We start from the raw sequence: 23008 nt of genomic DNA, 5'->3' as shown, positions 1-23008 counted from the left end.
CATGGAACGCGGCATTCGTCCCCTGGTCCTGACCTGGCTGGCGCTGCTGGCCCTGCTGGCGCTGAGCGCCGCCACGGCCTGGATCCCGCTGGGCTGGATCAATACCGCGACCGGCCTGGCGGTGGCTGTCGTGAAGGCGCTGCTGGTGGCGGTGGTTTTCATGCGCCTGCGCGCCGGTCATCCGCTGCTGCGCATGACGGCGCTGGCGGGCCTGGCGACCATGGCCCTGCTGTTCCTGCTGTCCGGCGCCGACTATGCTACCCGCACCGAAGCGCCGGCGCCGTGGCAGCAGCCTTCGACGGTGGCGCCGAGACTGGGATCGCGCTAGTCTTTATCTTTCGGAAGAATGCTGCTCAACACCTGGCGCGCGACCCCGGCCAGCATCGAGCCTTCCTTCGGATCGCCCTTGACGATGGCGCCCATGAAGGCCTTGGCCTGCTCCAGCGTGATGTGCGAGGGCAGCGGCGGCACCTCGGGATCGGTCCTGAATTCCAGCACCACCGGACGGTCGGACGCGAAGGCCTCGCGCCAGGCGGTGGCGACTTCCGCCGGGTTGTCGCAATAGATGCCCTTCAGGCCGATCAGCTCCGCAAAGCGGTGGTAGGGCACGTCCGGGATCTGCTGGGTGGCCTCGAACTTCGGGTTGCCCTCCATGACGCGCTGCTCCCAGGTCACCTGGTTCAAGTCCTGGTTGTTGAAGACGCAGACGATCCAGCGCGGGTCCTTCCACAGGCGCCAGTACTTGGCCACCGTGATCAGCTCGGCCATGTTATTCATCTGCATGGCGCCGTCCCCGACCAGCGCGATCACGGGCCGGTCCTGGTGCGCGAACTTGGCCGCGATCGCGTAGGGCACCGCTGCGCCCATCGAGGCCAGGCCGCCGGACAAGGAATACATCTGGCCGCGCCTGACGCGCAAATCGCGCGCGAACCAGTTGGCGCAGGAGCCGGAGTCGCTGGTGACGATGGCATCCGCCGGCAACTGCGGCGACAGCTCCCAGGCCACGCGCTGCGGATTGACGGGATTGGCCGGCTGCAGCGCGCGGTTCTCGAGCAGTTCCCAGGACTCCTTGACCTGCTGCTCGACGTGGCGGCGCCAGTCGCCGTCCTTCTGTTCCAGCAGCGGCAGCAGCAGGCGCAGGGTTTCGGCGCTGTCGCCGTGAAGGTTGACCTCGGCCGGGTAGCGGATGCCGAGCATGGTCGGGTCGATGTCGATCTGCACGGCGCGCGCCTTGCCTTCCTCGGGCAGGAATTCGGCGTAGGGAAAGCCGGTGCCGATCATCAGCAGGGTGTCGCAGTGGGTCATCATGTCCCAGCTGGCCTTGGTGCCGAGGATGCCGATCGAGCCCGTGACCCAGGGCAGGTCGTCGGGCAGGGCGGCCTTGCCCAGCAGGGCCTTGGCAGCACCGGCATGCAGGCGGTCGGCCACGGCGATGACTTCGTCGGTGGCGTGCAGGGCGCCGGCGCCGACCAGGATCGCCACCTTCTTGCCGGCGTTGAGGACCTCGGCCGCGCGCCGTAGGTCAGCGTCATGGGGCACGATGCGCGGCTTGCTGTAGCCGACGCCGGAGAACACGGAGCCGTGCTTGCGCGGCGGGTCTTCATACGGCTTTTCCTGCAGGTCGTTGGGCAGCACCAGCACGCCGATGCCGTTGCGGCCGAGGACAGTGCGCATCGCACGGTCGAGCAGGTGCCGCACCTGCGAGGGTACGGCCGCCTCGTGCACGTAGTCGGCCACGTCCTGGAACATGCGGTCGAGATTGACTTCCTGCTGGTAGTGGGCGCCGCGCGCGGTCTGCGCGGCCTGGCCGCAGATGGCCAGCACCGGCATGTGGTCCAGCTTGGCGTCATACAACCCAGTCACCAGGTGGGCCGCGCCGGGACCGCCGGTCGACAGGCAGACGCCTGGCTGGCCGGTGAACTTGGCGTGGGCCGAAGCCATGAAGGCGGCCATCTCTTCATGCCGCACCTGGATGAATTCGATCTTGTGCTTCGCACGCTGGAGGGCGCCCAGCACGCCGTTGATGCCGTCGCCGGGGTAGCCGAAGATGGTGCGCACACCCCATTCGTACAGGCGTTCGACGAAGAAATCACCGACGGTCTTGCTTATGCTGTTCTCCTCAGTTTGCGCTCAAAGCCGTGGGAAAAGCTTAGCATCGTGCCGAGAAGGGCCGCGTTCCGTTAGGCTGACTTGAACGGATTCCGCTCATTCAACTCATCGATATACTCGTCGATCCCGCCACTCTCCCGCTCCAGGAAGCGCTCGACCGCGTCCGCAAAGCTCGGATGCTTCAGCCAGTGCGCCGACCAGGTCCGGGTCGGCAGGAAGCCGCGCGCCATCTTGTGCTCGCCCTGGGCGCCGCCCTCGAACACCTGGATCTTCTGCTCGATGCAGAATTCCAGCGGCTGGTAGTAGGCGGTCTCGAAGTGCAGGCAGGGCACGTGTTCCAAAGCGCCCCAGTAGCGGCCGTAGAGCGTGGTCTCGTCGTGTACCACCAGCGAGGCCGCGATCGGTTCGCCCTCGCGTTCGGCCAGGACCAGCAGCAGATTCCCGGGCATCTCGCGCCCGATGCGCCGGAAGAAGTCCAGGTTCAGATAAGGCTTCGAGAAATGCTCGGCATAAGTGTGGCGGTAGCAGCGCGTGAAGAAGCGCCAGTCGGCATCCGTGGCATCGACGCCGCGCACCCGCCGCATGGTGATGCCCGCCTCGAGCACCTTGCGCCGCTCGGCGCGGATGTTCTTGCGCTTCTTCTGCTCCAGCGTGGCCAGGAAGGCGTCGAAGGACGCGTAGCCCGCGTTCATCCAGTGGAACTGCACGCCGCTCCGCAGCAGGTAGCCTGCCTCGGCCAGCTGCCGGGCCTCTTCCTCGGGCGGGAACAGGATATGGGTCGAGGACACCTCGGACGCCTGCTGGATGCCCTGCAGCACGGCGACCAGGGCGGCGCGCGCGCTGGCGTCGACCGCCATCAGGCGCGGCCCCGTCACCGGCGTGAAGGGGATCGCGCTCAGCAGCTTCGGGTAGTACTCGAGGCCGTTGCGCTGGTAGGCGTCGGCCCAGGCCCAGTCGAACACGTATTCGCCGTAGGAGTGGCCTTTCACGTAGAGCGGCAGGGCGGCGGCGAGGGTCTCGCCTTCATACAGGACGATGAATTGCGGCTGCCAGCCGGTCTCCGGGGTGGCGCTGCCGGATTCGTGCAGGGCGTGCAGGAAGGCGTAGGAGAGAAAAGGGTTGGCGCTGGACTGCCGGGCTACCAGGGCGTCCCAGGCGGCCTGGCCGACTTCAAGCAAAGAGGAAGCGATATGCGTGCGATAATTCAAGATGACTTCCGAATAATGAAAAGCTGAACATGGACAAGCGATTCTTCAATCTGTACTCGCACGACTTTGCGCGCGTTGCAGTGGCCAGCCCGCGCTGCCGCGTCGCCGACCCCGCCTTCAACGTCCAGGAGACGCTGCGCCTGGCGAAGGAAGCCGCGGAGCAGGGCGCCGTGCTGGTCGCCTTTCCGGAACTGGGCCTGTCCGCCTACAGCTGCGACGACCTGTTCCACCAGCGTGCGCTGCTCGAGGCCGTCATCGACGCCCTGGCCGAGGTCGTCGAGGCCTCGAAAACCCTGCCGCTGGCCATGGTCGTCGGCGCGCCGCTGCGCGTGAACCATGTGCTGTTCAATTGCGCGGTGGTGGTGGCCGGCGGCCGCATCCTGGGCGTGGTGCCGAAGTGCTACCTGCCCAATTATGGCGAATTTTACGAAAGCCGGCAGTTCAGTGCGGCGGACAACGCGGCCGTGGACCGTATTACGCTGCTTGGACAGGACGTGCCTTTCGGTCCGGAGCAGCTGTTCGAGCTGGAAAACCTGCCGCTGTTCCGCTTCCACGTCGAGATCTGCGAAGACGTCTGGGTGCCGGTGCCGCCGTCCTCCTTCGCGGCCCTGGCCGGCGCCACCGTGCTGGTCAATCTGTCGGCCTCGAACGTGGTGGTGGGCAAGAGCGGCTACCGGCACCAGCTGGTCAGCCAGCAGTCGGCGCGCTGCCTGGCGGCCTACCTGTACACCTCGGCCGGCCTCGGCGAATCGAGCACCGACATGTCCTGGGACGGCCAGTCCCTGATCTACGAAAAGGGCGACCTGCTGGCCCAGTCCGAGCGCTTCCTGCAGGCGTCGCACCTGATCTTCGCGGACGTCGACCTGGAGCGGCTCTCGCTCGACCGCATGCACACGACCACCTTTGCGCAGTCGGTGCGCCGCCATGCCGGCGAGGTCGGGAAATTCCGCAGCACCCGCTTCGCGCTCGAACTGCCGCTCGATCGGGACCTGCCGCTGCGCCGTACCATCGAGCGCTTCCCCTATGTGCCGGCGGACGGCAAACGGCGCGACGAGCGCTGCACCGAGGTCTATAACATCCAGGTCCAGGCCCTGCTGCAGCGCCTGCAATCGTCCGGCCACCAGAAGGTCGTGATCGGCATCTCGGGCGGGCTGGACTCGACCCATGCGCTGCTGGTCTGCGCCAAGGCGATGGACCGCCTCGGCCTGCCGCGCACCAACATCCTCGCCTATACCATGCCGGGCTTCGCCACCAGCCAGCGCACGCTGGACCAGGCGCGCCAGCTGATGGAAGTGGTCGGCGCCACCGCCCACGAAATCGACATCCGCCCCAGCTGCATCCAGATGCTGAAGGACCTCGGCCACCCTTACGCCGAGGGCAAGGAAGAATACGACGTCACCTTCGAGAACGTGCAGGCGGGCGAACGCACCTCCCACCTGTTCCGGCTGGCGAACCACCATCATGCGATCGTGATCGGCACCGGCGATCTGTCGGAGCTGGCGCTGGGCTGGTGCACCTACGGCGTGGGCGACCACATGTCGCACTACAACGTGAACGCCAGCGTGCCGAAGACCCTGATCTCGCACCTGGTGCGCTGGGTGGCGGACACGCAGCAGATCGGGGAGTCGGGCGCCGACGTCCTGATCAAGGTGCTGGAAACCGAGATCAGCCCGGAGCTGGTGCCGGGCAAGACCGGCGAGCAGGGCAAGCCGGCCCAGGTGACGGAAGACTTCATCGGCCCCTACGAGCTGCAGGACTTCAATCTCTACTACATCCTGCGCTACGGCTTCGCGCCGACCAAGGTCGCCTTCCTCTCGTACAGCGCCTGGCGCGACCGCGGCGTGGGCCCGTGGCCGGAAGGCGGCAGCCCGGCGCGCAACGAATACGGTCTCGCGGCGATCAAGAAAAACCTGGGCATCTTCCTGTGGCGCTTCTTCAAGACCAGCCAGTTCAAGCGCTCCTGCGTGCCGAACGGGCCGAAGGTCGGCAACGGCGGCTCGCTTTCGCCGCGCGGCGACTGGCGCGCGCCCAGCGATTCGGAAGCCACGGTGTGGATGGACCAGCTGGCCCGGATTCCAGACCAAGAATAATCATTCAATGAGGAGTAAGCGATGAAACAAATTACCTGTGTGATCAAACCCTTCAAGCTGGACGAAGTGCGCGAGGCGCTGGCCGAAGTGAACGTCACCGGCCTGACCGTGACCGAAGTGAAAGGCTTCGGCCGCCAGAAGGGCCATACCGAGCTGTACCGCGGCGCCGAGTACGTGGTCGATTTTTTGCCAAAGGTAAAAATCGAGGTCGTGGTCGACGACAACATGACGGAGCAGGTGGTGGACGCCATCATCAAGGCCGCACGCACCGGCAAGATCGGCGACGGCAAGATCTTCGTGCAGGAAGTGGAGCAGGTGATCCGTATTCGCACAGGGGAGACCGGCCCGGACGCCGTCTGAATCGCTCTTGTCCTGGCTGCCGGCCTCATGTTACATTCATTGTTTAAATGTTACACGGGCCGAAGGCCTGGCTGATGCGTGAATGAGTTGACGGATAAACACATATTGGTAGTCGACGACGAAGAGGCGGTCGGCTACGTTTTCGAGCGCTACCTGGCGATCAAGGGTTACCGCGTGTCGGTGGCCCATAGCGGGGAACAGGCGCTGGCAAGCTTCCAGGCGGACCTGCCCGACCTGGTCATCACCGACTACAAGATGCCGGGCATGAACGGCGACGAACTGCTGCGCCGCCTGCGCGCACTGCAACCCGGCTTGCCGGCCGTGATGATCTCGGCCAACCCGATCGACGTCGGCCCGACCCTGGCCGAAGTCGCGTTCTTTCCCAAGCCGGTCTCGCTCGAGACCCTGGTCGAACATCTCCAGGCCGTGCTCTGAAAATCAGCGGCCCACCTGCACATTGAAGCGCCAGGTCAGCAGGCGCAGGCCGCTGATGAAGAAGGCGCTCGACCACAGGGCGAACTCCCTGGGAATGCCATACATCCCCATCAGCAGGAACAGCCAGCAGCCGAGGAAGGCGCAGATCGCATAGGGTTTGCCGTCCCGGAACACCATCGGCACTTCGTTGCAGACGATGTCGCGCAGCACCCCGCCGAAGATCCCGGTGATCACACCCATCATCGAGGCAATGAAGATCGGCATGTGGGCCTCCAGTGCCGAAGACACGCCGGCGACGGAGAACAGGCCGAGACCCAGGGCATCGGCGATCACGATCAAGCGTTCGGAAACGATGTGGCGCAAGGTCTTCATCAAGGGCGAGGCCACCAGCGCCAGCACGAAGATCAGGATCGCGTATTCCTGGTGCTGTACCCAGAACAGCGGCCGCCTGTCGAGCAGGATGTCGCGCAGGGTGCCGCCGCCGAATGCGGCGATGAAGGCGACGGTGAACACGCCGACCAGGTCCATGCGCTTGCGGCGCGCCTCGATGAAGCCCGAGAACGCGCCGACCAGGACGGCGGTGATTTCAATGACGGTGACCAGTCTCATGCAATGTGGGCGAGTGGCGATGTTGCTAGACTAACATGCCAAGCCCGACAGTGTAAGCGCGCTATGCCGGCTGCGCCAAAGGAAGCCTGACGGTGAACAGCACACGGCCGCCGGCGGCGCCGTCGTCGTGGCGGTAATCGATCTCGCCCTGGTGCTCGCGCACGATCTGCTGGGCGATGTACAGGCCCAGGCCCATGCCGGTGCGGTTGCGCGGGTTGTTCAGCGAGCTGCGCTTGAAGGGATTGAACATGCTGGCCTCGATCTCGTGCGGGATCGCCGCGCCGGCGTTGGCCACCGAGACCAGGGCCTCGCCGCCGTCCTGCCACAGGCGGATCGCGATCGGCTGGTTCGGCTCGCCGTGGTGGCGCGCATTGCTCAGCAGGTTGGACAGCACCTGGCTCAGGCGGCCGCTGTCGGCCATCACCGTGGCCGGGCTGTCGACGCCCAGCTCGTAGACGATGGTCGGGTAGGCCAGCCGCGCCTCTTCCACCATGTCCTCGACCAGCGCCGCCAGGTCCACCGGCTCCAGGGTCACGCCCAGCGTCAGGCCGCGGTCGATGCGGCTCATGTCGAGTACCTGGCCGATCATGCGCTGCATGCGGTTGCTGGACGACTGGATGCGCTTGCCCAGGGTGGTGCTCTTGTCGCCGGTCTGGGTCTTTTCCAGCACCATGCCGGCCATGTTGATCGAGTGCAGCGGGTCGCGAAGGTCGTGGCCCAGCATCGCCAGCAGCTGGGCGCGCGTGGCTTCGGTCTGGGCGCGGCGCGCGTTCGAGACCCGCGCCAGCTCGACCAGGGTCATGCGCGCGTGCGTGATGACGCCGTCTTCCCATTCGTGGGCGCAGCCGCGCACCGTTTCGTGCCAGGCGTCGAAGGAACCGCGCGGCGTCAGGCGCTCGCCCAGCGGACCGATCTGCCGGCTCTTGTCGGGCTTGCCGCCCCACGCGACTTCCTCGATCTGCTCATGGCGCAGCAGCAGGCACCAGCCGCTGCTGGGCGGGTCGTAGGGCAGCCCAAGCAGGCCAACCCACTTTCCCAGCTTGTCACGCGCCTCCTCCGGCCAGTCGCCAAGGCAGCGGCGCGTCAAGAGTTCATGCGTGGTGTCGGGCAGCGCGGCGACGATCCGCTCGCCGCAGTCCTGGTCGATGCCGCGGCAGACCACGCGGCCGAACTGGGTGGCGATCATGGCCTGCGCACCCACGGCTTCCATCATGCCGTCAGCGTGCTCGATCAGGGCTTCGAGCGGGTCTTCTTCCAGCAGCAGCGATTCGACCAGGCTGGTGCGCACCTTGGCGGCGCGTTCGACCAGGCCGGATTCCTCGCGCGATTCCAGGCTCTGCACTGTGGAGGCGATCACCTGGGCCAGTACGTCGGCCGCCATCCGGATCGAGTAGGGCACCCGCTTTGGCGACATGTGGTGGCAGGCGATCAGGCCCCACAGGCGGCCGTTGACAATGATCGACACGCTCATCGAGGCGCCGACGCCCATGTTCTGCAGGTATTCGATGTGGATCGGCGAGACGCTGCGCAGCACCGCGAAGCTCAGGTCCAGCGACGCGCTGCCCGGCGCGCCGAGCAGGGGCACGGCGTGGTAGGTGACGTCGGCGATCATGCGCAGGGTGTTCAGCACGTACAGGCGGCGCGCCTGGGGCGGGATGTCGCCGGCCGGATAGCGCTGGCCGAGGAAGGGCGCGAGGTCCTCGCGGCGCGCCTCGGCCACCACGTCGCCGCTGTCGTCGCTGCGGAAGCGGTAGGCCATCACGCGGTCGAAGCCGGTGAACTCGCGCACCTGGCGCACGGCGGTTTCAAGCAGGGCCTCGACCGATTTCTGGCGGCGCAGGCGGTCGATCGAACTGTGGGCCTTGACGGCGAACTGGGCGACGGTGTCGGAGGCGAGCTCGCGCGCCTCGAACTCGGCGATGACGCGGTCCGCGTGGGCGTGCACCACGCAGTCGTAGTCGGCCTCGCCGAGCACGATGGGGGTGAACATCGGCGCGGTTTCGCCTTCGCTCATGTTGTCCAGGCATTCCTGGATCAGTTCAGTGACTTCGCCGGCCAGGCCGAGCGCGCCGAAAGGGCGGCCGGCTTCGAGCGGCAGGGCGAGCATCGCAGCGGCGTTTTCGCTCCAGCCTTCCACTTCGCCGCCCATGGTGAAGAAGATCAGCGCTCCATGCGGCTGGATCGAACCCGGTACGTGGATCGGTTCATCTGCACAGGTAAGCAGGTCGACACGCGCCGGGGTGCCCATCGGCACGGGGGTACTGGACTTCAATTCGCATCATCCCTTCTCATGCAAAAACCACCACGGTTCCGCTTAGCGTGCATATTACAGGTTTCGTCCATGAGACGTCGTCGGTTCTTCAGTAGAACGCGACAATGAAGGGATTTTAGCTGCTATCCCTTGCGGTCTTCTTCAAGAGCCGGGCGCAACAGGACGATCAGCGCGCCATTGCCGCCGTCGGCACGGTTCGCCACGCAAAAGGCGACCGTCTCGGCGGTTTGCACCAGCCAGCTGTGCACCATGCCGCGCAGGACCGGCTCGCCGCCCGCCGAGCCGTAGCCGACGCCGTGGATGATGCGCACGCAGCGCACCCCGTTCCTGGTCGAACGGCGCAGGAAGGCATCGACCATGCGCCGCGCCAGGTCGCGCGTGTAGCCGTGCAGGTCGAGTTCATCTTCCACCTGCCAGTGGCGCTTGCGCAGGCGCTTGACGACATCCGGGCCGACGCCGGGCGCGGCCCAGCTGAGGGTCGGATCTTCGTCGAGCAGGCCCTCGACGTCGAACTGGTCGGACAGCATCGATTCCTTCAGCACCGCTGCGATTTCTTCCTCGTCGGTGCGGAATTGCGGGGCGCGCTGGCCGGTGGCCAGGGCGCGCAGCTCGGCTTCCTGGGCCGGGCGCCAGACGTAGCGGTCCGACTCCGGCATCGGCGTGACGTCCTTCACGGCGGCATGGAACTCGACCGCGCGTTCACGCTCGATACGTTCGCGCCGCTCGCGGACGGCCTTTTCGATGGCGCGCTGGCGCTGGTCTTCCTTGAGCTGGTCGCGCAAGGATTTGAGATCGCTGAACTCTTTCATAGCCGGCACGTCGCCCCCGCGCAGGCGGGGGCCCAAGTTAATTACTCGAGTGCTTCCAGATAGCGCTGGGCATCCAGGGCCGCCATGCAGCCCGTGCCCGACGAGGTGATCGCCTGGCGGTAGACATGGTCCTGCACGTCGCCGGCCGCGAACACGCCTTCGACGCTGGTCGCGGTGGCCATGCCCTCGGTGCCGCTGCGGGTCTTGATGTAGCCGTTGTGCATTTCCAGCTGGCCGTCGAAGATGCCGGTGTTCGGCTTGTGGCCGATCGCCACGAACAGGCCGTGCACGGTCAGATCCTTGGTGGCGTCGCCAGCGCTGGATTTCAGGCGCAGGCCGGTCACGCCGCTGGCGTCGCCCAGCACCTCGTCCAGGGTCTGGTTCAGTTCCAGCACGATCTTGCCTTCCTCGACCTTGTGCATCAGGCGGTCGACCAGGATGGGCTCGGCGCGGAACTTGTCGCGGCGGTGGATCAGGGTGACCTTGCTGGCGATGTTGGACAGGTACAACGCTTCCTCGACCGCGGTATTGCCGCCGCCGATCACCGCGACTTCCTGGTTACGGTAGAAGAAGCCGTCGCAGGTGGCGCAGGCCGACACGCCCTTGCCCATGAATTCCTGCTCGCTCGACAGGCCAAGGTACTGGGCCGAGGCGCCGGTGGCGATGATCAGGGCGTCGCAGGTGAACTCGTGCGAATCGCCCACCAGGCGGATCGGCTTCTCGTTCAGGAAGGTCGTGTGGATATGGTCGAACACGATCTCGGTATTGAAACGCTCGGCGTGCTGCAGCAGGCGCTGCATCAGTTCCGGGCCCTGGACGCCCAGCGGATCGCCCGGCCAGTTCTCGACGTCGGTCGTGGTCATCAGCTGGCCACCCTGTTCGACGCCGGTCACCAGCATCGGATTCAGGTTGGCGCGGGCGGCGTAGACGGCGGCGCTATAGCCGGCGGGGCCGGAACCGAGGATCAGGACTTTGGCGTGTTTGCGAGTGGTCATTGCAGGAATTCGTCTTATTGGTGAGGAGGGAAACTGGGGCTGAAAAGCCGCTTTATCAAGTGCTTGTGTGGCGGACATTATAGTCGATCGTGTAACCAAGCATGAATCATGGGGCCTGTCAGCAATATATCGCTTAGAATGGTCGATCTTTGGGGAAACAACCCCGCAGCATCCGTTTCAATCAGCATGAGCAAGAATAGTCAATCGACAACTTCGACCTATACCCGCAAGCCCGCGCCGCCCCGGCAACCGATGCCGAACCGGCTGGTGCGCCTGCTGTCGGAAGCGCGCTGGCTGGCCACGGCCGCGGCCCTGCTGTACTTCGTCCTGATCCTGCTCAGCTATAACAAGGCCGATCCGGGCTGGTCGCATGAGGCCGTCGTGCCCCACGTGGTCAACCTGGGCGGCCGCGCCGGCGCCTGGCTGGCCGACCTGCTGCTGTTCATCTTCGGCTTTTCCGCCTGGTGGCTGTGCGTCTGCTTCGCGCGCGCCGTGTGGAAGGGCTACCGCCGACTGCACAACCGTTTCGTGATCGAAGCCGCCGAGCCCGAGCCGGAGCACCAGGGCGAGGCGGTGATCCGCTGGATCGGCTTCGCGCTCATGTTCGCGGGCAGCGTCGGCCTCGAATACCTGCGCATGTGGACCCTGAAAGTCGAGCTGCCGCGCGCCCCCGGCGGCGTGCTGGGCCAGCTGATCGGCCACAGCGCGCACACCGCCTTCGGCTTCACCGGCGCCACGCTGCTGCTGCTCCTGCTGTTCGGCCTGGGCTTCTCCTGGTATTTCCAGGTGTCCTGGCTGGCGGTGGCCGAGCGCATCGGCGCCTCGGTCGAGGCCAGCGTGGACTGGTTCCGCCTGCGCATCGAGGACCGCGAAGACCGCCGCCACGGCGAGGTCGCGGCCAGCCGCCGCGATGAAGTCGTGGTGAACGAGCGCGCCAAGTACGTCGAGAAGCACGCCGCCCCGGCCGCGAAGGCCGAGCCGCAGATGGAGGAGGGCGACGAGACCGCGGCGCCGGGCTTCCTGGCCAAGGTGATGTCCAGGGTGTCCGCGAAAGGCGACAAGGCCGCGAAGGAGCCGAAGCCGGACGCCAAGATCGAGCCGCGCGCCGAGCCGATGCTGGACGACGAGGTCGACGAGGATGGCGTGGTGACGCCGCGTGCGCCCGCCGCGCGCGAGCCGGCGTTCACGCCGCCCCCGGCCGCGCCGGTATCCGCGGCGGCATCCGCATCTGCGGCCGCGCCGGCGCCGATCAAGATCGAGCCCCAGGTGGTCAGCGTACCGCGCTCCGAGCGCGCCGAGAAGGAAAGGCAGAACGTGCTGTTCCAGGGCATGCCGGGCGATTCGCCGCTGCCGCCGATCGGCCTGCTGGACGAAGCCCCGCCGGCCCAGGAAACGGTGGCCGTCGAGACCCTGGAATTCACCAGCCGCCTGATCGAGAAGAAGCTGTCCGACTTCGGCGTCGAAGCCAAGGTGGTCGCCGCCTACCCGGGTCCGGTCGTGACCCGCTACGAGATCGAGCCGGCCACCGGCGTGAAGGGCAGCCAGATCGTCAACCTGGCGCGCGACCTCGCGCGTTCGCTGTCGCTGACCTCGATCCGCGTGGTCGAGACCATCCCCGGCAAGAACTACATGGCGCTCGAGCTGCCGAACCCGAAACGCCAGATCGTGCGCCTGTCGGAGATCGTCGGCTCCAAGGTGTATGGCGACAGCGCCTCGGCGCTGACGGTCGCGCTGGGCAAGGACATCGCCGGCAAGCCGGTCATCGCCGACCTGGCCAAGATGCCGCACCTGCTGGTGGCGGGCACCACCGGTTCCGGCAAGTCGGTCGGCATCAACGCCACCATCCTGTCGCTGCTCTACAAATCCGATCCGGACGACGTGCGCCTGATCCTGATCGACCCGAAGATGCTGGAGATGTCGGTGTACGAAGGCATCCCGCACCTGCTGGCGCCGGTCGTCACCGACATGCGCCAGGCCGGCCACGCGCTGAACTGGGCGGTGAACGAGATGGAACGCCGCTATAAGCTGATGTCGAAGCTGGGCGTGCGCAACCTGGCCGGCTACAACGCCAAGATCCTCGAAGCCGCCAAGCGCGAAGAGCACATCCCGAATCCGTTCTCGATCGTGCCGGACAATCCCGAGCCGCTGGAGAAGCTGCCGACCATCGTCATCATCATCGACGAATTGGCCGACCTGATGATGGTGGTCGGCAAAAAGGTCGAGGAACTGATCGCCCGTATCGCGCAGAAGGCGCGCGCCGCCGGCATCCACTTGATCCTGGCGACCCAGCGTCCGTCGGTGGACGTGATCACGGGCCTGATCAAGGCGAACATCCCGACCCGCATCGCGTTCCAGGTCTCGTCCAAGATCGACTCGCGCACGATTCTCGACCAGATGGGCGCCGAGACCCTGCTGGGCATGGGCGACATGCTCTACATGCCGCCGGGGACCGGCCTGCCGGTCCGCGTGCACGGCGCCTTCGTCTCCGACGACGAAGTGCATCGAGTTGTAAAACATCTGCAGTCGACAGGCGAACCGAATTACATTGAAGGCATCCTCGAAGGCGGCACGCTCGAAGAGGGGGGCGGCGGCGCGGACGGCGCGCAAGCGGGCGAGGGCGGCGGCGAATCCGACGCCCTGTACGACCAGGCCGTGCAAGTGGTGCTGAAGAACCGCAAGGCCTCGATCTCGCTGGTGCAGCGCCACCTGCGCATCGGCTACAACCGCGCGGCCCGCCTGATCGAACAGATGGAGCAGAGCGGGCTGGTCTCGCCGATGCAGTCGAACGGCAACCGCGACATCCTGGTGCCGGCGACCAGCACGGAGTAATACACCACCCGTCGTTCCCGCGAAGGCGGGAACCCAAGTGCGGGTAAGGTGGGGCATTGAGGCCGGGGGCCTCAATGCGAACGTGCCCACGCATCCAACCGCCGCCCGAATCGCCTCGCCGCCTTCATGAACATATTAATAAGGACAATATCGATGACCATGAAGCTGAAACTCACCCTGGCCGGCCTGCTGGCCGCCACCACCCTTGCCCTGAGCGGCGCCGCGAACGCCGGCGCCCTCGACCAGTTCAAATCCTTCGTCGCCGGCACCAAGGCCGCCCGCGGCGACTTCACCCAGACCCAGCTCCGCAGCAAGCCGGGCGCCAAGGCCCCGCCGCCGTCGACCGGGACCTTCGTGTTCGCCCGCCCCGGCAAGTTCATCTGGACCTACCAGAAGCCCTACGAGCAGGTGCTGCAGGCCGACGGCGACATGCTCTACGTCTACGACAAGGACCTGAACCAGGTCACCACGCGCAAGCTCGGCAACGCCCTGGGCAGTTCGCCGGCCGCGATCCTGTTCGGCAGTAACGACCTGGAAAAGAACTTCACCCTTGCCGAGGCCGGCGCCCGCGACGGCCTCGAGTGGATGACCGCCACCCCGAAAGCCAAGGACACCAGCTTCGAAAGCATCGGTATCGGCATGAAGGACGGGGTGCCGCAGGCGATGGAGCTGAAGGATTCCTTCGGCCAGACCTCGGTGCTGAAGTTCACCAGCTTCCAGCGCAACCCGCAGCTGGGCGCCCAGCAGTTCAAGTTCGAGGTGCCGAAAGGGGCCGAAGTGGTCAGCCAGTGAGGCATGGCCTTGCCGCGCTGGCGATGGCGGCCTTGGCGACGGTTCAGGCAGCACCCGCCGCGGCCCAGGCGCCGCCGGCGCCCACCACCGTGACGCCACCCCGGTCCTGTCCGGGGCCGCAATACCCGCGCGAAGCGATCCGCTACGAACTCGAAGGCATCAGCACCCTGCGCTTCAAGCTGGCGCCCGGCGGCGGCGTGAGCGCGGTCGAGGTCGCCAAATCGAGCGGCTGGGCGCTGCTCGACGACGCCGCGATCCGCACCCTCCAGGCCTGCAGCTTCCCGCCCGGACAGGCGGCGAGGGCCGGCGGGGCTTCGCTGCCGGTGCAGTACGTCTGGAGCCTCGACGGCGAACACAGCCTCCGCCCGCACCTGGTGCCGGGCAGCTGCCCGGCCAGCGGCCGCTTTGCCGGCTTCCGGGCCTACGACGGCAAGCCGAGCGGCACGGATGGCGTCAAGGTGCGCCTGCTGGTCGACGCGCAGGGCCAGCCGCGCGGCGTCAAGACCGAAGGCGTGGTCCTGCCGGCGCAGACCTTCGACGCGCTCATCAAGTATGTGGAAAGCTGCCGCTTCGGCTTCGACCCGGAGCTCAAGGGGCAGCGCACCGACACGGTGTATGGCCGCGTGCTGCTGCGCTGAGCACCGCCGGGCGTCCGTTCGGCTACACTACGCCCCATGGACAACCGCGACCTTTTCAGAAACGAACCCGCAGCACCGCTGGCCGAAGCCCTGCGCCCCAAGACCATCGCCGAAGTCATCGGCCAGAGCCACCTGCTGGGGCCGGGCAAGCCGCTGAACCTGGTGTTCCAGTCGGGCCGCCCGCACTCGATGATCCTGTGGGGCCCGCCGGGCGTCGGCAAGACCACGCTGGCGCGCCTGACCGCGAACGCCTTCGACTGCGAATTCATCGCCTTGTCCGCGGTGCTGTCGGGCGTGAAGGATATCCGCGCCTCGATCGAACAGGCCGAGCACTTCCTGGCCGGCGGCAAGCACACCATCCTCTTCATCGACGAGATCCACCGCTTCAACAAGTCGCAGCAGGATGCCTTGCTGCCCTTCGTGGAATCCGGGCTCGTGACCCTGATCGGCGCCACCACCGAGAACCCGTCCTTCGAGGTCAACTCGGCGCTGCTGTCGCGCTCCCAGGTGTATGTGCTGAAGGCCCTGGACGACGACGAGATGCGCCAGCTGCTCAAGCGCGCCCAGGAGCGTGTGCTGCAGGACCTGCAGTTCGACGAGGTCGCGGTCGAAACCCTGGTCGGCTACGCGGACGGCGACGCCCGGCGCTTCCTGAACCTGCTCGAGCAAACCAAGACCTCGGCCGACACCGCCGGCGTCACGCATATCACGCGCGAGTTCGTCGAGAACGCGCTGACCCTGAACGCGCGCCGCTTCGACAAGGGCGGCGACAATTTTTATGACCAGATCTCGGCCCTGCATAAATCGGTGCGCGGCTCGCATCCGGACGCGGCCCTGTACTGGCTGTGCCGCATGCTGGACGGCGGCGCGGACGCCAAGTACCTGTCGCGCCGCATCGTGCGCATGGCCTGGGAAGACATCGGCATCGCCGACCCGCGCGCGATCCAGCTCGCCAACGATGCCGCCGCGACCTACGAGCGGCTCGGATCGCCGGAAGGCGAGCTGGCGCTCGGCCAGGCCGTCATTTACCTCGCCGTCGCCGCCAAGAGCAATGCCGGCTACAACGCCTTCAACGCCGCCATGGCCTTCGTGAAGAAAGATAAATCGCGCGAGGTGCCGGTCCACCTGCGCAATGCCCCGACCAGGCTGATGAAGGAACTCGGCTACGGCCACGCCTACCGCTACGCGCACGACGAGCCGAACGCCTACGCGGCCGGCGAAACCTACCTGCCCGACGGGATGCCGGAACCGGGCTGGTACCAGCCGGTGCCGCGCGGGATCGAGGCCAAGATCGCGGACAAGCTGGCCTGGCTGCGCGGCCTGGACGACGAGGCGCGTGGAGAGAACAAGGACGAATAGGGCCGCTTTTTCGCAGTTCATGCCGTGTTTTGGGCAATCCATCGCAAGCCGGTGGAGGTCCGGGGTTCGAATCGGTAAAGTTCAACCATACCGAAGCATCCAACGAATCAACCGAACCCAAAGGAGCACATCATGAAACTGCGTAAAAACCTCGAAGCCGTCTTCATCGTCGCCGCCGTCGTGACCAATTTCGCCAGCTACGCCGTGGCCTCGGCACAGGCCCCGGAAGTCGTCCGCGCCGCGCCGGCCGCCGCCGTCATCGACGCAAACGTGCCGGTGGTCATGGTCAAGGCCCATCGCCTGAGCGCCGCCGAGAAAGCCGCCCTGAACTAAGCGCGGGACCGGTCGAGGAATCGATCGAAGAAACTCGCGGACCTGGAGGCTGTCGGCTTGGTACAATTGCGCATTCGATAAAACCAATCGCAACGCACACCCCGACATGATTGACATCCAACTTCTCCGCAAAGACATAGCCACCGTCGCCGCCCGGCTGGCGACCCGCAAGTTCCAGCTCGACGTCGCCGGCTTCAACGCCCTCGAGGCTGAGCGCAAGGCGATCCAGACGCGCACCGAGGAACTGCAGGGCAAGCGCAACAGCCTGTCCAAGCAGATCGGCATGCTGAAGGGCAAAGGCGAAGACACCAGCGCCGTGATGGCGGAAGTGGCCGGCATCGGCGACGAGCTGAAGGCCAACGAAACGGCCCTCGCCGGCGTGCAGGAGAAGCTGGCGCGCTTCATGGAAGCGATCCCGAACCTGCCGCACGAATCCGTGCCCGTCGGCCAGGACGAAAGCGGCAACGTCGAAGTACGCAAGGTCGGCGCCCCGCGCCAGTTCGATTTCGAGGTCAAGGACCACGTCGACGTCGGCGCCCCGCTGGGACTTGACTTCGATACCGCGACCAAGCTGACCGGCTCGCGCTTCTCGGTCATGAAGGGCGGCATTGCCAGAATGCACCGCGCGCTGGCCCAGTTCATGCTGGACACCCACACCGGCCAGCACGGCTATACCGAGTGCTATACCCCCTACATGGTCAACGAAGCCTCGCTGCGCGGCACCGGCCAGCTGCCGAAGTTCGGCGAAGACCTGTTCGCCGTGAAGAAGGGCGGCGTCGAAGGCGAGGGCGAGAACTTCTACCTGATCCCGACCTCGGAAGTCTCGCTGACCAACATGGTGCGCGACGAAATCGTGGCGCTGGACCAGCTGCCGCTCAAGGTCACCGCCCACACGCCGTGCTTCCGCTCGGAAGCCGGCAGCTACGGCCGCGACACCCGCGGCATGATCCGCCAGCACCAGTTCGACAAGGTTGAGCTCGTGCAGATCGCGCATCCGGAAAAATCGTACGAAGCTCTCGAAGAGATGGTCGGCCACGCCGAGTTCATCCTGAAGAGCCTGGGCCTGCCCTACCGCGTGATGTCCCTGTGCACCGGCGACATGGGCTTCGGCGCCGCCAAGACCTACGACCTGGAAGTCTGGCTGCCGGCGCAGAACACCTACCGCGAGATCTCTTCGCTGTCGAACACCGAAGCCTTCCAGGCCCGCCGCATGCAGGCCCGCTTCCGCAACGCCAGCAACAAGCCGGAGCTCGTCCACACCCTGAACGGCTCCGGCCTGGCGGTCGGCCGTACGCTGGTGGCGGTGCTGGAGAACTACCAGCAGGCGGATGGCAGCGTGGTCGTGCCGGAAGTGCTGCGTCCCTACATGGGCGGGCTGGAGCGTCTGGTCCCAGCTGCTTAAATAGCTCTTCCGTTTTCGCAAGAGGCTGCTATAATGTGGCCTCTCGCGAATACAGCGACCGGTTACCAGGAGAGGTGGCAGAGTGGTCGAATGTACCTGACTCGAAATCAGGCGTACGGGTGACCGTACCGTGGGTTCGAATCCCACCCTCTCCGCCAGTTTAAAAACAAAAGGCTCCCATCGGGAGCCTTTTGTTTTTTGGCGAGAGAGGGTGGGATTCGAAGGGCTGGACCTACGGTCCTGCCCGCCCGAAGGGGCGGCAGCGCCGCGCGCCGAGGGCGCGCGTTCGTTACTCTGACTTTCCAGTGCTGAAAGATACGCGGCAAAGCACCTTGCGAGAAACCCAACCACCCCCTATAATGCGTGCTCTCGCGAATGCAGCGACCGGTTACCAGGAGAGGTGGCAGAGTGGTCGAATGTACCTGACTCGAAATCAGGCGTACGGGTGACCGTACCGTGGGTTCGAATCCCACCCTCTCCGCCAGCATCAAGCAAAAAGGGCTCCTTCGGGAGCCCTTTTTGTTTCCTGCGCTTGCAGGAGGCATCACCCCCGCTTCACCGCATGCAAGCACACCGCCGCAATCCGCTCCACCTTTTCATAGCCTTCGCACGCCAGCTGGCCGCCGAAGATGTCCGGATCCAACTCTTCATAGCGCCATTTCCCGCAGGCCTCGTCCAGCAGCGGCCGGATCGCCGCCAGGAAGGGATCCTCGCCGGCGACGATGGCGACCCCGGTGTACAGCAGCAGACTGCCACCAGGGTGCAGCCGTGAAAGACCGGCCTTGACGATCTGGATCGACAGCTCGGCCCCATGTTCGCCGCCGCCGTGGCGGTAGGGCAGCTCGTCCGGGTCGAGGATGTAGGGCGGGTTCGACATCACCAGGTCGAAGTGGCCGTCGACGCCGTCCAGCAGGTTGCTGCGGCAGGGGATGAGCCTGGTGGCGCCGTTCAGCTCGGCGTTGACTTCGGTGAGTGCGAGCGCATCCGCGTTGATGTCGGCGGCGTAGACGGTGGCGTCCGGGCAGCACAGCGCCAGCTCGATGGCGCCCGGACCCGCGCCGCAGCCGATGTCGACCGCGCGGCGCACGGTGCGGCCCAGCAGCGGCGAGGCCAGCGCACGCTTCAGGGCGGCCACGTAGCGGTAGGTGTCGGGGCCGAAGAACACGGCGTCGTCGTCAATGGTTGGAAAGGCCGAGTGGAAATAGAGCTGGCGGCCCATGCTCGAGGCGCGGATGCGCGCGCGGTGGCCGGCCTTGCCGTCCTGTTCGATGTCCTCGCGGAGTCCGCTTTCCACCAGCAGGATATCGAGCTCGTCCGGCAGCACGCCCTCGCGATAGGGCCGGCTCCAGCCGAACACGTCGCGCAGGCCGTGGGCCCAGGCGTTTTCCGCGCGCCGGTTGACGCGCCGGTGGGTAGCCGGGGTGACGGTGGTGAAGTGGAAGCCCCGGTCGCGCAGGCGGCGGCCAAGGGCGGCAAGGGCGGCTGGAGAGCGAAGTTCGAGGGTCATGGCGCCAGCATGACGGGCGTCGCGAGGCCGCTCCGTGCGCGAGCGAACATAGCGGACCTTCCATTAAAATCGAGCATATGTGAAGGTTCGAACATACCCGGTGTGCCTGCTTGCGCATACTGGCGCAACGGGAGGAACACCATGAGCACGAGAATGTACGAGGCCGCGTCGAAGGCGCGCCTGGACCGTGAGGTCGAACGCGAACGCCATGAGCGCGAGCTGCATGACGAGCAGCGTGCGGGCCTGGCGGTCGATGAGGAATTCCGCAACAAGGATGCGCGGGAACAAAGAGGGGCCGTGAACCTCAGGCGCCCGCCCGGGCGATAAGGAGAAGACGATGCGTTGGCAAGGTGACGAACAGAGTAATAACGTGGAGGACCGCCGCGGCGCCGGTGGCGGCGGCTTCGGTATCGGCGGCGGCACGGTGGGGATCGGCTCGATCGTCATTGCGCTGCTCGGGTCATGGTTCTTCGGCGTGTCGCCGAGCACCATCCTGAACCTGCTGTCCGGCGGTTCGCCGGCCCAGGTGCAGCAGGCGCCTTCGCATCCCCCCGCGAACGACCAGGAAACCCAGTTCGTGCGCACGGTGCTGCGCTATACCGAAACCACCTGGACCCAGATCTTCAAGGCCAACGGCGCGAGCTACCAGCCGCCGGTGCTGGTGCTGTACGACAACAGCACCAAGACCGAGGGCTGCGGCATGGGGCAATCCGCTGTCGGGCCGTTCTACTGCCCGGCCGACCGCAAGGTCTACATCGATCTGACCTTCTTCCGCATGATGCAGCAGCGCTTCAAGGTCGGCGGCGAATTCACCCAGGCCTACGTGATCGCCCACGAGGTCGGCCACCACGTGCAGAACCTGCTGGGCATCTCGGGCAAGGTTGACGGCATGCGCAACCGCCTGTCCGAGACCGAGGCCAACGCGCTGTCGGTGCGGGTGGAACTGCAGGCCGACTGCTTCGCCGGCGTCTGGGCCTACCATACCAACGAGGCCAAGCAGATCATTGAACAGGGCGACGTCGAGTCGGCCCTGGCCGCGGCCAGCGCCATCGGCGACGATGCCCTGCAGCGCCAGGCGAGCGGCGAGGTGGTGCCGGACTCCTTCACGCACGGCACCTCGGCGCAGCGCGTGCGCTGGTTCACCAAGGGTCTGCAGACCGGCTCGGTGGAGCAGTGTAATACCTTCGAGGCAAGGCAGCTCTGAGGCCCTCGTTTCCCATCGAAACGGCCGCCGTGTGCGGCCGCTTTTCTTTCCAGAGTTTAAGAAATTTCCCTTTAAAAACAATTGCATAGTTAATTGTTCGAAAACCCTGCGCACGTTTCCATCCGCATATCGCCTTTCTTAGCGTTTTGACATAAGGTTCCGTGAAAGGCCTGATCTCGGCAGTCGGGCCGCTAACCATCGAGGAGGATTTATGCTGGCAATGAATTACCGGGGACCTTATCGCGTCCGCGCCGACCACAAGCCCGATCCGGTCATCGAACACCCGGGTGACGCCATCGTGCGTGTCACGCGTACCTGCATCTGCGGTTCCGACCTGCACCTGTATCACGGCATGGTGCCGGATACACGTGTCGGCCATACCTTCGGCCACGAGTTCATCGGCGTGGTCGAGGACGTCGGCGCCGAGGTGCAGACGCTGAAGGTGGGCGACCGGGTGATGGTGCCGTTCAATGTCTTCTGCGGCTCCTGCTTCTTCTGCCAGCACGAACTGTACGGGAATTGCCACAACACGAATCCGGAATCGACCGCGGTCGGCGCCATCTACGGCTATTCGCACACGGCCGGCGGCTACGACGGCGGCCAGGCCGAGTACGTGCGGGTGCCGATGGCCGACGTCGGCCCGATGGTGATTCCGGACGACATCCATGACGACGACGCCGTGCTGCTCACCGACGTCACCCCGACCGGCTACCAGGCCGCGGAAATGGGCGACATCAAGGAAGGCGACACCGTGGTGATCTTCGGCGCCGGCCCGATCGGCATCATCGCCGCCAAGTCGGCCTGGCTGATGGGCGCGGGACGCGTGATCGTGGTCGACGAGGTCGAGTACCGGCTGGAATTCGTCAAGCGCTGGGCCCAGTGCGAAGTGGTCAATTTCCGCGAGGTCAATGACATGGCCGAGCACATCAAGAAGATGACGGACTGGATGGGCGCCGACGTCTGCATCGACTGCGTGGGCGGCGACGCTGCCGGCTCAATCGCCCAGACCCTGACCGGGCGCCTGATGAAGGCACAGGCCGGTTCCTCCATCGTGCTGCACTGGTGCATCAACTCGGTGCGCAAGGGCGGCAATATCTCGATCGTCGGCGTCTACGGCCCGACCTTCAATATGGTCCCGATGGGCAACGTGCTGAACAAGGGCCTGACGATCCGCGCCAACCAGGCCAGCGTCAAGCGCCACCTGCCGCGCTTGATCGAGCACATCCGCGAAGGGCGCCTGAATCCGAAGGAAATCATCACCCACCGCGTACCGCTGGAAGAAGTGGCCGATGCCTATCACATCTTCTCGAGCAAGCTGGACGGCTGCATCAAGACCATCCTCATTCCGCCGCGCGCCCACGAGGTCCGCGCCGTCCAGGCCAGCGCACTGCATTAAGGAGACCCCATGCCAACCCACGAACAAGTCTACGAAACTTCGCACCAGCACCACCACACCGGCCACGCCGACGAGCACCAGCAGGATTACCCGATGGTGCCGCAGCGGCCCTCGCGCGAACAGCTGGCCCACATCAAGGGCTGGGGCGCGGACCTGGACCGCAAGAACCGTCCGGCCGTGCCGATGGAGCGCACCCCGCCGCGCTTCATCCATGCGCACGAAGGCAAGCTGCCGCAGCAGCCGGAAACCGTCGAGATCCTGACCTCGACCGAGCGTCCGGGCATCACGCCGATCTTCGGCACCGTCCAGCCGCCCAAGGGCCTGTCCGGCATGCTGCGCCGCCTGGCTTTCCGCTGGTCCGAGAACGACATGCGCCACTGGCTGATCCTGCTGGCCGCCGACCGCGTGAACGTGGTCGAGGGCATCGGCGAAGACCTGGCCAAGGGCAAGGTGCCGAACGTGCTGGCCGAGATGGGCATCAAGTCAGAATGGCAGCACAACAAGGCCGGGCTGGTGAAGAAGGCGGCGATTGGCGCGGCGGTGGTCGGGACCGCCGTCTATCTGATGCGCCGCAAGGACCGCTAACCCAAGCACGTCGTCCCCGTACATGGACGCCCCCTTTTGTGCAAGCGTTCATTACAGTTTGGCCGTGAGGTTATAG

Annotated in this window: 21 protein-coding genes and 2 tRNA genes; 16 read left to right on the top strand and 7 right to left on the bottom strand. The window is 65.9% G+C overall.

Annotation, left to right across the window (positions count from 1 at the left end; translation table 11 throughout):
- The first annotated feature begins 1 nt into the window (after position 1).
- On the top strand, positions 2 to 328 hold the full coding sequence (locus tag ACFPO9_RS17775) for a cytochrome C oxidase subunit IV family protein (protein WP_379772857.1): 327 nt from the start codon (positions 2 to 4) through the stop codon (positions 326 to 328).
- Here ACFPO9_RS17775 and ACFPO9_RS17770 read toward each other — a convergent pair.
- Both ACFPO9_RS17770 and ACFPO9_RS17765 read right to left on the bottom strand, forming a co-directional pair.
- Entirely contained in the window at positions 325 to 2109 is a 1785-nt protein-coding gene (locus ACFPO9_RS17770; protein WP_379773689.1) for a thiamine pyrophosphate-requiring protein, read from the bottom strand. The two genes, ACFPO9_RS17775 and ACFPO9_RS17770, sit on opposite strands and share 4 nt — an antisense overlap.
- Before the next feature lie 71 nt (positions 2110 to 2180).
- Entirely contained in the window at positions 2181 to 3317 is a 1137-nt protein-coding gene (locus tag ACFPO9_RS17765; protein WP_379772854.1) for a GNAT family N-acetyltransferase, read from the bottom strand.
- 29 nt (positions 3318 to 3346) lie between these two features.
- Between ACFPO9_RS17765 and ACFPO9_RS17760 the strand changes: the two genes are divergently transcribed.
- The 3 genes from ACFPO9_RS17760 to ACFPO9_RS17750 all read left to right on the top strand — a co-directional run bounded on the left by ACFPO9_RS17760 (position 3347) and on the right by ACFPO9_RS17750 (position 6202).
- A complete protein-coding gene (locus ACFPO9_RS17760) occupies positions 3347 to 5407 on the top strand; it encodes an NAD(+) synthase (RefSeq protein WP_379772851.1) in 2061 nt (686 codons plus the stop codon).
- 21 nt (positions 5408 to 5428) lie between these two features.
- Positions 5429 to 5767 (top strand): P-II family nitrogen regulator, encoded by a 339-nt coding sequence (locus ACFPO9_RS17755; protein WP_230027168.1) that lies wholly within the window; start codon positions 5429 to 5431, stop codon positions 5765 to 5767.
- A gap of 105 nt (positions 5768 to 5872) precedes the next feature.
- Positions 5873 to 6202 (top strand): response regulator, encoded by a 330-nt coding sequence (locus ACFPO9_RS17750; protein ID WP_379772848.1) that lies wholly within the window; start codon positions 5873 to 5875, stop codon positions 6200 to 6202.
- Between the two features lie 3 nt (positions 6203 to 6205).
- Here ACFPO9_RS17750 and ACFPO9_RS17745 read toward each other — a convergent pair whose 3' ends face one another.
- The 4 genes from ACFPO9_RS17745 to trxB all read right to left on the bottom strand — a co-directional run bounded on the left by ACFPO9_RS17745 (position 6206) and on the right by trxB (position 10887).
- Entirely contained in the window at positions 6206 to 6811 is a 606-nt protein-coding gene (locus ACFPO9_RS17745) for a trimeric intracellular cation channel family protein (protein WP_230027170.1), read from the bottom strand.
- Between the two features lie 61 nt (positions 6812 to 6872).
- Complete coding sequence (locus ACFPO9_RS17740; RefSeq protein ID WP_379772846.1) at positions 6873 to 9083, bottom strand: ATP-binding protein; 2211 nt, start codon at positions 9081 to 9083, stop codon at positions 6873 to 6875.
- A gap of 122 nt (positions 9084 to 9205) precedes the next feature.
- On the bottom strand, positions 9206 to 9892 hold the full coding sequence (locus ACFPO9_RS17735; protein WP_379772843.1) for a Smr/MutS family protein: 687 nt from the start codon (positions 9890 to 9892) through the stop codon (positions 9206 to 9208).
- Between the two features lie 41 nt (positions 9893 to 9933).
- Complete coding sequence (gene trxB / locus ACFPO9_RS17730) at positions 9934 to 10887, bottom strand: thioredoxin-disulfide reductase (protein ID WP_379772840.1); 954 nt, start codon at positions 10885 to 10887, stop codon at positions 9934 to 9936.
- 186 nt (positions 10888 to 11073) lie between these two features.
- Here trxB and ACFPO9_RS17725 point away from each other — a divergent pair, with 186 nt between their 5' ends.
- The 8 genes from ACFPO9_RS17725 (at position 11074) to ACFPO9_RS17690 (ending at position 18724) form a co-directional block, all read left to right on the top strand.
- The gene (locus tag ACFPO9_RS17725) at positions 11074 to 13716 is read left to right on the top strand and encodes a DNA translocase FtsK (protein ID WP_379772837.1); all 2643 of its coding nucleotides are present in this window, start codon (positions 11074 to 11076) and stop codon (positions 13714 to 13716) included.
- Between the two features lie 153 nt (positions 13717 to 13869).
- Positions 13870 to 14508 (top strand): outer membrane lipoprotein chaperone LolA, encoded by a 639-nt coding sequence (gene lolA / locus ACFPO9_RS17720; protein WP_379772835.1) that lies wholly within the window; start codon positions 13870 to 13872, stop codon positions 14506 to 14508.
- Positions 14505 to 15146, top strand: coding sequence for an energy transducer TonB (locus ACFPO9_RS17715; protein WP_379772833.1), 642 nt, complete (start codon positions 14505 to 14507; stop codon positions 15144 to 15146). Before lolA ends, ACFPO9_RS17715 begins: the two co-directional genes overlap by 4 nt.
- A gap of 36 nt (positions 15147 to 15182) precedes the next feature.
- Positions 15183 to 16505 carry a replication-associated recombination protein A gene (locus ACFPO9_RS17710; RefSeq protein ID WP_379772831.1) on the top strand — a complete coding sequence of 441 codons (1323 nt, stop codon included), beginning with the start codon at positions 15183 to 15185 and terminating at the stop codon, positions 16503 to 16505.
- Positions 16506 to 16637: 132 nt separating this feature from the next.
- Positions 16638 to 16838 (top strand): hypothetical protein, encoded by a 201-nt coding sequence (locus ACFPO9_RS17705; protein WP_379772828.1) that lies wholly within the window; start codon positions 16638 to 16640, stop codon positions 16836 to 16838.
- Positions 16839 to 16944: 106 nt separating this feature from the next.
- The gene (gene serS / locus ACFPO9_RS17700; protein WP_379772824.1) at positions 16945 to 18240 is read left to right on the top strand and encodes a serine--tRNA ligase; all 1296 of its coding nucleotides are present in this window, start codon (positions 16945 to 16947) and stop codon (positions 18238 to 18240) included.
- Between the two features lie 68 nt (positions 18241 to 18308).
- Positions 18309 to 18398, top strand: a tRNA-Ser gene (locus ACFPO9_RS17695).
- A 236-nt stretch (positions 18399 to 18634) separates the two neighbouring features.
- Positions 18635 to 18724: transfer RNA gene (locus tag ACFPO9_RS17690), tRNA-Ser, on the top strand.
- 60 nt (positions 18725 to 18784) lie between these two features.
- On the opposite strand, the gene ACFPO9_RS17685 is transcribed toward ACFPO9_RS17690, so the two are convergent.
- Positions 18785 to 19747 (bottom strand): methyltransferase, encoded by a 963-nt coding sequence (locus ACFPO9_RS17685; RefSeq protein ID WP_379772821.1) that lies wholly within the window; start codon positions 19745 to 19747, stop codon positions 18785 to 18787.
- 141 nt (positions 19748 to 19888) lie between these two features.
- Here ACFPO9_RS17685 and ACFPO9_RS17680 point away from each other — a divergent pair, with 141 nt between their 5' ends.
- The 4 genes from ACFPO9_RS17680 to ACFPO9_RS17665 all read left to right on the top strand — a co-directional run bounded on the left by ACFPO9_RS17680 (position 19889) and on the right by ACFPO9_RS17665 (position 22932).
- Positions 19889 to 20074, top strand: coding sequence for a hypothetical protein (locus ACFPO9_RS17680; protein WP_379772819.1), 186 nt, complete (start codon positions 19889 to 19891; stop codon positions 20072 to 20074).
- 10 nt (positions 20075 to 20084) lie between these two features.
- Positions 20085 to 20951, top strand: coding sequence for a KPN_02809 family neutral zinc metallopeptidase (gene ypfJ, locus ACFPO9_RS17675; protein ID WP_379772816.1), 867 nt, complete (start codon positions 20085 to 20087; stop codon positions 20949 to 20951).
- A 211-nt stretch (positions 20952 to 21162) separates the two neighbouring features.
- Positions 21163 to 22347, top strand: coding sequence for a zinc-dependent alcohol dehydrogenase (locus ACFPO9_RS17670; protein ID WP_379772813.1), 1185 nt, complete (start codon positions 21163 to 21165; stop codon positions 22345 to 22347).
- Positions 22348 to 22356: 9 nt separating this feature from the next.
- Positions 22357 to 22932, top strand: coding sequence for a hypothetical protein (locus ACFPO9_RS17665; RefSeq protein WP_379772810.1), 576 nt, complete (start codon positions 22357 to 22359; stop codon positions 22930 to 22932).
- The last annotated feature ends 76 nt before the right edge of the window (positions 22933 to 23008 follow it).

Source organism: Massilia aerilata, from assembly GCF_042656905.1.
GTDB classification, from domain to species: domain Bacteria; phylum Pseudomonadota; class Gammaproteobacteria; order Burkholderiales; family Burkholderiaceae_D; genus Telluria; species Telluria aerilata.
Note: the sequence above shows the minus strand (reverse complement) of the source record. Positions and strands in the feature narration are given on the sequence as shown.